The following is a 10,363-nucleotide window of genomic DNA, read 5'->3' on the forward strand; positions in this document are numbered from 1 at the left end:
GTTAGTAAATCAAGAAGGAGAATACGGGATGGAAATATACATAGAGCAACTAAAGAAACAAGATGCTAAAGATTTATTTACGTTTGAACTTACAAATAAATCTTTTTTTGAAACAATGGTACCAAATCGTGGCTCGAAATATTTTGAATTTGAATATTTCCAAAAACTACTAGACGATTTATTAATTGAACAGGCAGATGGAGATTCTTATTTTTATTTAATTCGTAATGAAGAAAAAGAAATTGTAGGGCGAATCAATTTAGTAGATATAGATACGGAAACTCGAATTAGTTCGCTCGGGTATCGTGTCGGAGAAAAATTCACTAAAAAAGGAGTTGCAACAGCAGCCGTAAAATTAATTTTAGATGTAGCGGAAAATAATGAAATTACTGAAGTTTATGCTAAAACAACGACTAATAATCTCGCATCACAAATTGTACTAGAAAAAAGCGGATTTTCTTCTTATCAAAACGAATCAGATATAACATCTGTAGAATTAAATGGAGAACATGTGAAGTTTGTACACTATATTTGGAGAAATACTTCACACTTATAATAAGGAGGACTTATTCATGAATGATTTACGTTATCCAATTGGCCAATTTACATACAAACGTCCTATAACTGAAGAAATGATTGATACATGGATTCAAGAAATTGAAGATTTACCTAATGAACTAACAAGGGCAATTAAAGATTTAGATCAGAAGCAGTTAGATACACCATATCGCGTTGGAGGTTGGACTGTACGTCAAGTAGTTCATCACGTCGTTGATAGCCATATGAATAGCTACATACGCTTTAAATTAGCACTGACAGAAAAGAATCCAACTATTAAGCCGTATAAAGAAGAGAAATGGGCAGAGTTACCTGATTCAAAATTACCGGTAGATGTTTCACTAGTAATGCTAGATTCATTACATAAAAGATGGGTTAATCTTTTATATTCTCTAGAAATTGAAGATTTAGAAAAGACATTTAACCATCCTGAAACTGGTGAAACAAAACTTGCTGTTGCAATAGGACTATATGCATGGCATGGTCGTCACCATACCGCTCATATTACTTCTTTAAGAAAGCGTCTAAATTGGTAACATGGAGATTATATTAGAAAAGGTGACAGAAACTGATGCAGAAGTTATATTTCAAATGCAAATAGACTCATTTAGCTCTTTATTACATAAATATAAAGACTATGAAACAAATCCAGCAAATGAAACTATTGAAAAAACTATTTTTAGAATAAATAATCCCAGCAGTAATTTTTATAAGGTGATAATAGATTCGAAACTTGTTGGAGCGATATGTATATCCGCAAAAGAACTACCTTATAAATTTTGGATTAGTCCAATGTTTATTCATCCAATCTATCAAGGGAAAGGAATTGCTCAGAAGGTACTTATTTTAATTGAAGAAATGTTTCCAGAAGCACGAAGTTTTGAACTTGCTACGATTTTAGAAGAAGAAAGAAATTGTTTTCTATACGAGAAAATGGGGTATAAAAGAACAGAAGTAATAAAGAAATTAAATGATAAAACTACACTTGTTTATTACAAAAAAGAAAGGTAAAGCATTTAAAATACGCTTTACCTTTTTATGTTATTTTAGATTAAATATACAAAAATAATGTATATTCTTCCAAAATACTCGGGTTAGTAATTTTGAAAATGAATAAAGATACAAAAACCACTACTTTGTCGTAAAGGTTACTAGCGCTTTTTGAATGCTTAAAATACTATCGTCACCTTTAAATTCTTTCGTAATTGGTTCCTCCATACTAGACACCCAAATTTTAAGTTCTGCATCTAAATCAAAATGCCCAGCCGTTTCGATGCTATATTGTGTAATACTTTTATAAGGAATAGAATGGTATTCTGTTTTTTTGCCAGTTACTCCTTGTTTATCTACTAATATAAGACGACGATTTGTAAATACGATTAGATCACGAATTAATTTATAAGCATGCTCTACTTTTTCATCGTCTAGCATAATCTTCTCTAAATCACGTTCTACACTTTCAGAACTCGTATTTGATGCATTTCCTAAAATACCGCTAAATAAACCCATATTAAATTCCTCCTTTAATATATGTGGAATGAATTACTTATATTGTAACATGTTACTCACAAAGATATTATCACATTACTTTAGTAGTTTCTGGTTATTGTTGTAATTAGTTTATATAACCTCATCTTAAAATCTTATGCTAATATGAAATTAAGAAAAAAGAAGCAGAGGGATATAGAATGAAGAATATCGGTTTAGTATTAGAGGGCGGAGGAATGAAAGGTTTATATACTGCAGGTGTACTCGAATATTTCATGGAAAAGAACTTATTCTTTCCATATGTAGTCGGCGTATCAGCTGGAGCCTGTATGGGAGCAACCTATTTGTCGCGTCAACAAGGGAGAAATAAGAAAGTAAATACAGAGCTAGTATCAGATTACAGGTATATATCTTATCGAAATTTAATTCGAAAACGTGAATTATTTGGAATGGACTTTTTATTTGATGAAGTACCTAATAAAATTGTTCCATTTGATTTTCAAACTTTCTTAAACTGTAATGAACAATTTGTTATAGGGACGACTGATTGCGAATCAGGACAAGCTGTTTATTATAATAAAACAGAACATGGAAATGATATTTTAAAAATCATCCGTGCATCCAGCTCTGTGCCGTTTATAGCACCTGCTGTAGAATATGATAATCGAAAATTACTAGATGGAGGAATTATAGATCCTATACCAGTTTTAAAAGCTCAAACTGATGGTTATGAAAAGAACGTTGTAATTATGACAAAGCCAGAAGGATACGAGAAGCAGCGAAATAAATTTTCTGGTCTAGCTAAAATTCTATATAGAAAATATCCGAAAATCGCAGAGAATTTAGTAGACCATTATCGTTTTTATAACGAGACGATATCTTATATGAATCAAGAAGAACAAAAAGATAATTTTTATGTAATTCAACCAAGTGTACAGCTTCCTATAAGCGGAATAGAAAGAAATAAGGAAAAGCTCGTTAATGTATATAATCTTGGGTATATCGATGCTCAATATCATTATGAAAACTTATTAAATTGGCTAGAGAAATAAAGGGGTGGTAGGTAAAAAGGTTATTTTTAATGAATTGCAGAACATGCCTAGTCCACTGTATAAACCGTTTCCGAATTGTGACATTCGAAAAATAAGAAAAGATTTTAATAATACGTTTACAGAAGATGATTGTATAAGCGCTGATTTAAATTATTATTGGATGCATACAGCAGGTACTTTAAGTTACGTGCTTAATAATAATAAACAGGAGATTGTGTTTAATCAAATTAAGTGGCTAAGAAAATCGTTTTTTGAGTGGTTTCCGCAATATCGTTTTCTAGAAACAGAGATTATGAATTATCCCATTTTATATAGAGATTTCATGAATTATGAAAAGACCCGTAAGCTATTACTTTATTATCTTACTGAACAAAAAACGTACAAGTGATGCTGCTTGTACGTTTTTTGTTCATAAAATATACAATATTAACACCTTGTCCATGTAGGTATTTTAACGAGAAAAAAGAAGTACATATAGAATATGTAAGAGGGAGGAGATAGAAGCTTGTTAGCTGTTTTCCTTTCAATTCATGTCCAACTCAAATATTTCAAGTAAAATTCGCTTCTAAATGGTATTATCAAATATCAAGAAAACTAATTTAGAAACGAAGAAGGGACAGGTTTAATATGGAAAACGTATCAAATGTAGATAAAGTAGAATCTATACAGTCTTTACAGTCAACAATCCGTAAACTTGAAAATGCACTATCTCAGATGACTCAAAAAGGTGGCAAATACTACATTAGTGAAAAAAAGACTCAAAGCTGCTAGTATCGGCTTAGCTATGTTAGAAAGTATTTGGAATCAAGAAACCCATCATTACACCCAAGAGGATTTAGCAGACGCTCGAAATGTTCTAATTGGTTTGTTGCCATCAATTGAAAAGATTTATGTTAAGTCAAAGCTTGGGAGTCCTCAAAGAACACTGTTAGAAAGAAGAATAAAATCATTGGAACTTTCTATTCAAGCAATTGATCATCTTTCTAATCAATAACTTCTCTAAACACATAACTTACGACTACTTTTATATAGGGATTCTAATGAAAAAATTACATATAGAATACTACAAAGGAGAAAGAGAGGTGATGGAGAAGGTACCAATAAAGCGTCTGTGTTAAAAATAGGTATGGACGTGCAGTATAGCAGTCGTTTTCCTTCAAATGATTATCCATCCGGAAAGATTGAAACATATTCTTTTTATAGTTCGATTTTAAATAACACACGTAAAATTCATATTTATACGCCTCATGATTATTCTCACACTTCACATCTTCAAGAACTTCTCATTGTATTTGATGGGAATTCATTCATTCATTCATAACCTTCCAATCGCAAAAACACTTAATTATTTAATTTACAAAAATGAAATCCCATCTTGTATTGCTGTTGCTATAGATCCTGTCGATCGATTAGAAGAGCTAACTTATAATGATAAAATGAATGCATTTTTCAAGGAGGAATTACTTCCGTGGTGTGCATCAAGAAGCAAAACATACAACAATTGCTGGTTTCAGTCTTGGTGGCTTAGCAGCTTTTTATGCAACACTTCAAAATCCACATGTTTTCGGAAATGTGTTGTCAATGTCTGGATCCGTACATTGGAAAAAAGATGATTATGAAAATCAAATTCCTTGGATTGAAAATCAAATTTAATCAATAGATTCTAATGCGACTCATCTCTATTCTTACATAGCAGTAGGAGAACTTGAAAACAAACCTCTTTTAACGGCTAATAGACGTCTGTATAAAGCTTTAAAAGAAAAGGAATACCAAATTACTTATGAAGAGTTTCAAGGCGGTCATGATAGCGTGTGGTGGCGAGAAAAGCTATTCGAAGGATTAAGGGCATTGAATTTTACAAAAACGACACTAAAAAATAAAAAGGAGAGAGAAGCTATGAATCAAGAAGAACTAGATAAAAAACTAAAAAAGCAAGAGATTTTAGTAAAAGATGAGAAAGTTTGGTCGTATACGTATGAGGATCATATTAGTTCTATCGTTAAACAAGCAGAACAGAAAGGAGCTTTTGATAATTTACCTGGTAAAGGTAAACCTCTTAATCTCGATAAAGATCTTTCTTACAATCCTGAAAAACAACTTTATAGAACTTTAGCAAATAATCATGTTTTACCAAGGTGGATTGAGCTTTCAAAAGAAATTGACGATTTAAAAGAAAGACTAAAAGAAAATACAAATGCGGCAGAAGCAGCGGATTTAATTCGAACTATTAATAAAAAGGTTTTAGAACACAATTTACTTTGTCCACCAAGTGCGCAAAAAACGAGGGTGAAAACGGACTTTTAACAATTTTTCACAAAGCTATTTCTTGCTATATAATTAAGTAAGGCATTTTCAATTCATTACTAAAGGGAGGCAAATGTGATGAAGAATACGTATCAACTTCAAATTCCGACAGAACTAGAGCAGTATCGTAGTATTTTAGAAGAAAGTATAAAACCGTATGTTAAAGTGTCTGGAACATTAGCAGAGACAACACTTTTTGAGAGTAAGTTTGGTGGTTATCCGTATTTACCTATAGATCAAGAGCATCCTAAAGACTCAAATGGACAACCTATGATGCTACTTGCGCAGTTAAACTTTGAAGAAATTCCGCATGTTGAATATATGCCTCAAAAGGGAATGTTACAGTTTTTCGTAAGTGCTGATGATGAGCTTTATGGAGCAGATTTTGATCATCCAACAATCCAAAAAGACTTTCGAATTATTTATCATTCTACAATTATAGAAGATTTAAATAAGGTAATTACTGATTTTAGTTATTTAAACACTTTAGAATTAGAAGACTTTATCATACCTGAAGCAGCAAAACTGAATTTTGAGTTAGCTTATCAACCAGTAACACCAAGAGATTATCGATTTGAAATGATTTTTAGTGATAACATTGATTGGGAAGAAATTGTTGATGAAGAAAATAATACAGAATTAGGCGAACTGTATGATGATTTATGTAAAGATCAAGGACATAAAATTGGTGGATATCCATTTTTCACACAGACAGATCCGAGAGAATGGGAAGAAAAATACCAGCAACATGACATATTATTGCTGCAAATTGATACAGACGATTCATTAAATATTATGTGGGGCGATTCTGGGGTTGCTAATTTCTTTATACGTAAGGCAGAGCTGTTAAATCTAGATTTTTCCAATGTCATTTACAATTGGGATTGTTACTAGAAGATATAAATAAAATAATAGCAAATAAAAAATCTTCCTGAAGGTGAGGAGGATTTTTTTATGTTAAAAATAAGCGTTATGTTAACTAGGATAAGAAACAATGAGTGTAATGAAAGTCAAGCCTAAATAACAGAAATAACAACAAATAATGTGAAGTTGTAAAACGTGTGCAAATAGCAATAAATTCATAAAGTAAAACATAAAATATAATTATTAATTTATATTTTGTATAGAAATAATTTTTCTGTATAAAAAATTTCTTGTCGATCAAAAATGTTTTTGATTCGATAATTCTTAATGGATTATTGATTTGAATTTGCTGTGATGGATTTATAGCAAAATAAATGATAAAAACTGTAGAAATTCGTTTAGATAAGATTTTGTGTAAATCTCACTAAAAATCTCTGTTTCGTCTCATTAAGTATAGTTTACTTGGTTTTTGATACCCGATATCGCTTTGTTCCTATAACTGCCTATAATATATATTATGTTAACTGTAAAAAAGTAATAAGCTTACTAAATTTTAGTTGTGTTTATTATGATCCCCTTTTCCACCGAATTAGTAATGTGTGATTGGTTATGTATTTATTCGCTTTATTAGCTATTGATAATAATATTTTCGGATATAAATTAGATTTTAAATAATAAAAATACAATTCGTTTAATCTGATCATTTTAAACGAATTGTATTATGATGACGAATATTTTTTTATAACTAGTTTGCTACAGCGATTGCTTCGATTTCAATTAATAAGTTATCGTTAATTAACTTTCTAACTTCTACAGCTGAACTTGCTGGTGGATTATTAGTGTCAATGTATTGATCTCGAATATTTCTCACAATGGCCATTTGAGAAATATCTGTTAAGAAAAATGTTAATTTGACTACATCATTAAATTTTAATTCCGAAGTTTCCAATGCACTTTTAATATTTTCGAATACTTGTCGCGTTTGTGTAGCTAAATCGTCAATTCCAACTATTTGACCGTCAGTGTTAATCGCTACTTGTCCAGATATGTAAATTGTTCGTTTAGCGTTTGTAACTTCGACTACATGCGAGTATCCAAAAGTTGGTGGCATCGTTTCTGGATTGATAAATTTCTTTTGCAAGGCTCTTCTCCCCTTTAAACATTTCATTTTCTTAATGTTAGGTTTTGATTTCAGATTATCCTCTATTTACTAATAATTATTTATCGATTTAGCTGCTACATTTGTAAAAGTGTATTAGCACTTTAATTTAAAGTTATTGATGGATTATGTACGTTTGATTTTTTTTGTGCTTGTTATAATTACACCTTGTTTTATTAATTCTTCAGTTACTTTTGTATAGAAAAAGTGATACCACCAGATAAAAAACTCTTCATAAGTAATTTCTTTTGAGTATCTGCTGCTGGCAAAGTATTCTTTTAAAGATTTATCGTTTTCATTAAACAATAAGACTAAATCTTTACTGATCCAAGATGAAGCATTACAAGTAAATATTGAAGTTTCGTTCCTTTTATTTTTATAGATGGCGAATTATCTCCAGAGAAAATCATTTTAGCTTCATAAGCTGTATGTAATATATTCTCCGGAATATTATTAGTAAACACTTCATAACCCCTCCCTTACTAGTAAATTCATTGTAAGATTTATGTATTTACTAACTTCTATAAACGAAAATAAGTATCCTCTAATAATCTCAAATTAAAAACCTTAGCATAGATATACTAAGGTTTTTTGTATTTTTATAATGAATGAATTCTTTCATAGTCTTTTTTAAATTGATTATCATTTTTTAACCAACTTTTAAAAGTTGGTTCCTTTATTTCTAAAATGGAACAAGTTTTAGCGATACATTTATTTTTCATATATTCCTTAAGGAAATTTTGTTTTCTCTGCTTAACAGCAGATTGGGTTCTTTTTAGGTTTCGATCTTTTAATTGATCTAGACTTAGACTTTCTTTCTGAAATTCTTCATATTTTCTATGCAAATAAATATCTTTGTCTTTATAAATCCAATTTGAAAATAGTTGTATTGATTTTCTCCCGGTTAAAATGACGCGATAATGTTTATTTTGATTTAGTAAATCGGCTGGTAAATTGTGATTTTGTAGTACCTGATTTAAAGAATTCATAAAGCTATATGATCCTCCTACAAAGCTTACTGTATACGTTTCATACTTGACGTAACCATCCCCATCAAAATATCCACGAACAAAATGATGTAAATATTCTTCAGGCACGAATGGAAATTTAATATTTAATGATTTACATGGCATGATTCCATGTATGTTCATAAGGTCGTCTTTTATTGTTTTGCTATTAATGTTTAGCATATATACATCTGTTTTTTTGTTTTGATAAAGTGGCTGGTTGGTGTTTAATTCTTTTTTTATATCTTCTAAAATATAACTTTCTTTTTGTGATATACTGACGCATTGATTTTCTTTTTGTATAACGCCGTCAGCTGCTATAAATCCTAAAATATAAGCCATATTATTTGACCAAGTTTTAAAATAATTTTCTTTTATGTCATACTTTCTCTTCCAACTCCCTATAGCGCGCCTTGGGACGTTGCTGTCTGATAAAACCATACGAATATACCTTGCAGACACATTAGCAAGTGTAGCAATCTCTGAGGTGCTTTTCCCCTCTGCATATAGCTGCGTTATCTCAGATTTTGATAGTTTACATTTTGATTTCTTTTTTCGCTCTATGTGCACTTACATCCTCTCCTTCCTTTCTTTTATTAGAGACATATTTTCTTCTATAACATACAATGAAACATACGTTCTTTGTTGCGTATAAGAAGGAATTTACTAAATAAAAACAATTTACATGTACTTAATATTTGTCTTAGCTGCTGCTATGCGATTTGTACTTTATAGATACAAATAATGAATTTGACGGATTTATGAAATACAAGGCATTTTAGATGAAAGGTAAAATAACATAGTTTAAACTACAAATAGCTACAATAACAACATACGTAAATTGTTAATCGCAAAAAGGAGAACGAATGAATAAGAAATATACAAATCAAATTCATACTGATATGAGTTTTAAACAGAAAGATATTATAAGTTTAATGACGGATTACTTTAAAATAAAATCAAAGCTGCGTCCTATAAAGGATTTGCCTGTTGTTTTATCAAATAAAGATAATGAAGCGTTAGAGAGTGTTACATGGTTTGGCCATTCTGCTTCTCTTTTGAAAATAGAAGGTAAAAAACTGTTATTAGACCCGATGTTTGGAGATGCCTCTTCCCCATTTCCCTTGTTTAATAGTAAGCGTTATAGTGGTGCTTTTTCTTTAGAACGTGATGACCTTCAAGAAATTGATGCGATTATCATTTCTCATAATCACTATGATCATTTGAATTACAAAAGTATTATGCAGTTAAAAAATCGCGCAAAACACTTTTATGTTCCAACTGGAGTTGCACAATATCTTATTAAATGGGGTGTTTCACCTAGTAAAATTAGTGAGCATAATTGGTGGGACGAAATTACGTTTGATAATATTAAGTTAGTATGTGCGCCTGCAAGGCATTTCTCTGGACGTGGTATGACAGATAGAGATCGTTCATTATGGTGTTCATGGCTTATTCTTGGTCAAGAGACTAAAATTTTCTTTAGTGGTGATAGCGGTTATGCCCCTCACTTTAAGGAAATTGGTGATAAATACGGTCCATTCGATCTTACATTAATGGAATGCGGGCAATATGATCCGAGGTGGTCTGCTATTCATATGTTGCCTGAAGAAACGGTACAAGCTCATATTGATGTTAAAGGAGAATTACTTCTTCCGATTCATTGGGGTGCTTTTACGTTAGCATTACACGAATGGAGTGACCCGATAGAACGTGTTACGAAAGAAGCTAACCGTTTAGGAGTTAAAATTACAACGCCACAAATTGGCGAATCTATTACGTTAAAATCTACAGACTATCCTTTATCCGCTTGGTGGAAGGAAATTTAATTTTAAAATATAAAAAGAGCGAATCTGGTATTATCCCCTATAGGTAGACAGTAAAAAAAGAGTCCATCTGATATGATGGACTCAATACTGTTTTATCTGGAG

The 10,363-nt window shown here is 30.9% G+C and carries 12 protein-coding genes and 3 pseudogenes; 10 read left to right on the forward strand and 5 right to left on the reverse strand.

Features of this window, described 5'->3' with window-relative positions; genetic code table 11:
* Positions 1-28: 28 nt before the first annotated feature.
* The 3 genes from AB6801_RS17980 to AB6801_RS17990 are packed head-to-tail and all read left to right on the forward strand — an operon-like array spanning position 29 to position 1,569.
* Complete coding sequence (locus AB6801_RS17980) at positions 29-556, forward strand: GNAT family N-acetyltransferase (protein WP_000409239.1); 528 nt, start codon at positions 29-31, stop codon at positions 554-556.
* Positions 557-572: 16 nt separating this feature from the next.
* Positions 573-1,094 (forward strand): YfiT family bacillithiol transferase, encoded by a 522-nt coding sequence (locus AB6801_RS17985; protein ID WP_000999082.1) that lies wholly within the window; start codon positions 573-575, stop codon positions 1,092-1,094.
* A gap of 1 nt (position 1,095) precedes the next feature.
* Complete coding sequence (locus tag AB6801_RS17990; RefSeq protein WP_002005126.1) at positions 1,096-1,569, forward strand: GNAT family N-acetyltransferase; 474 nt, start codon at positions 1,096-1,098, stop codon at positions 1,567-1,569.
* Between the two features lie 120 nt (positions 1,570-1,689).
* On the opposite strand, the gene AB6801_RS17995 is transcribed toward AB6801_RS17990, so the two are convergent.
* Complete coding sequence (locus AB6801_RS17995) at positions 1,690-2,067, reverse strand: PH domain-containing protein (protein ID WP_000522476.1); 378 nt, start codon at positions 2,065-2,067, stop codon at positions 1,690-1,692.
* A 179-nt stretch (positions 2,068-2,246) separates the two neighbouring features.
* On the opposite strand from AB6801_RS17995, the gene AB6801_RS18000 reads away from it, so the two are divergent.
* The 6 genes and pseudogenes from AB6801_RS18000 to AB6801_RS18025 all read left to right on the forward strand — a co-directional run bounded on the left by AB6801_RS18000 (position 2,247) and on the right by AB6801_RS18025 (position 6,296).
* The gene (locus AB6801_RS18000; RefSeq protein ID WP_000789292.1) at positions 2,247-3,098 is read left to right on the forward strand and encodes a patatin-like phospholipase family protein; all 852 of its coding nucleotides are present in this window, start codon (positions 2,247-2,249) and stop codon (positions 3,096-3,098) included.
* A gap of 4 nt (positions 3,099-3,102) precedes the next feature.
* A complete protein-coding gene (locus tag AB6801_RS18005) occupies positions 3,103-3,486 on the forward strand; it encodes a YxiJ-like family protein (protein ID WP_097998992.1) in 384 nt (127 codons plus the stop codon).
* Between the two features lie 239 nt (positions 3,487-3,725).
* A pseudogene (locus AB6801_RS18010) lies at positions 3,726-4,092 on the forward strand (hypothetical protein).
* Between the two features lie 93 nt (positions 4,093-4,185).
* Positions 4,186-4,970 (forward strand): annotated as a pseudogene (locus AB6801_RS18015) (alpha/beta hydrolase); the annotation flags it as partial.
* A 24-nt stretch (positions 4,971-4,994) separates the two neighbouring features.
* On the forward strand, positions 4,995-5,402 hold the full coding sequence (locus tag AB6801_RS18020; protein ID WP_033667379.1) for a DnaJ family domain-containing protein: 408 nt from the start codon (positions 4,995-4,997) through the stop codon (positions 5,400-5,402).
* A gap of 78 nt (positions 5,403-5,480) precedes the next feature.
* Positions 5,481-6,296, forward strand: a complete 816-nt coding sequence (locus AB6801_RS18025; RefSeq protein ID WP_097998993.1) for a YwqG family protein — start codon at positions 5,481-5,483, stop codon at positions 6,294-6,296.
* Positions 6,297-7,011: 715 nt separating this feature from the next.
* On the opposite strand, the gene AB6801_RS18030 is transcribed toward AB6801_RS18025, so the two are convergent.
* The 4 genes and pseudogenes from AB6801_RS18030 to AB6801_RS18045 all read right to left on the reverse strand — a co-directional run bounded on the left by AB6801_RS18030 (position 7,012) and on the right by AB6801_RS18045 (position 9,002).
* Positions 7,012-7,407, reverse strand: coding sequence for a RidA family protein (locus AB6801_RS18030; protein ID WP_001169714.1), 396 nt, complete (start codon positions 7,405-7,407; stop codon positions 7,012-7,014).
* Positions 7,408-7,540: 133 nt separating this feature from the next.
* A pseudogene (locus AB6801_RS18035) lies at positions 7,541-7,752 on the reverse strand (hypothetical protein); the annotation flags it as partial.
* Entirely contained in the window at positions 7,737-7,889 is a 153-nt protein-coding gene (locus tag AB6801_RS18040; protein ID WP_002005131.1) for a hypothetical protein, read from the reverse strand. The gene AB6801_RS18040 and the pseudogene AB6801_RS18035, both read right to left, overlap by 16 nt.
* A gap of 135 nt (positions 7,890-8,024) precedes the next feature.
* Positions 8,025-9,002 (reverse strand): LAGLIDADG family homing endonuclease, encoded by a 978-nt coding sequence (locus tag AB6801_RS18045; protein ID WP_084064245.1) that lies wholly within the window; start codon positions 9,000-9,002, stop codon positions 8,025-8,027.
* A gap of 296 nt (positions 9,003-9,298) precedes the next feature.
* On the opposite strand from AB6801_RS18045, the gene AB6801_RS18050 reads away from it, so the two are divergent.
* The gene (locus AB6801_RS18050; RefSeq protein WP_097998994.1) at positions 9,299-10,261 is read left to right on the forward strand and encodes an MBL fold metallo-hydrolase; all 963 of its coding nucleotides are present in this window, start codon (positions 9,299-9,301) and stop codon (positions 10,259-10,261) included.
* Positions 10,262-10,363 lie beyond the last annotated feature (102 nt).

The organism is Bacillus sp. RCC_6_1 (genome assembly GCF_041360755.1).
GTDB lineage: Bacteria > Bacillota > Bacilli > Bacillales > Bacillaceae_G > Bacillus_A > Bacillus_A cereus.

Coding starts and splice junctions, on each gene's coding strand:
- AB6801_RS18020 (WP_033667379.1), top strand. CDS start 4,995: ATGAATCAAGAAGAACTAGATAAAAAACTAAAAAAGCAAGAGATTTTA.
- AB6801_RS18025 (WP_097998993.1), top strand. CDS start 5,481: ATGAAGAATACGTATCAACTTCAAATTCCGACAGAACTAGAGCAGTAT.
- AB6801_RS17995 (WP_000522476.1), bottom strand. CDS start 2,067: ATGGGTTTATTTAGCGGTATTTTAGGAAATGCATCAAATACGAGTTCT.
- AB6801_RS17985 (WP_000999082.1), top strand. CDS start 573: ATGAATGATTTACGTTATCCAATTGGCCAATTTACATACAAACGTCCT.
- AB6801_RS18000 (WP_000789292.1), top strand. CDS start 2,247: ATGAAGAATATCGGTTTAGTATTAGAGGGCGGAGGAATGAAAGGTTTA.
- AB6801_RS17990 (WP_002005126.1), top strand. CDS start 1,096: ATGGAGATTATATTAGAAAAGGTGACAGAAACTGATGCAGAAGTTATA.
- AB6801_RS18050 (WP_097998994.1), top strand. CDS start 9,299: ATGAATAAGAAATATACAAATCAAATTCATACTGATATGAGTTTTAAA.
- AB6801_RS17980 (WP_000409239.1), top strand. CDS start 29: ATGGAAATATACATAGAGCAACTAAAGAAACAAGATGCTAAAGATTTA.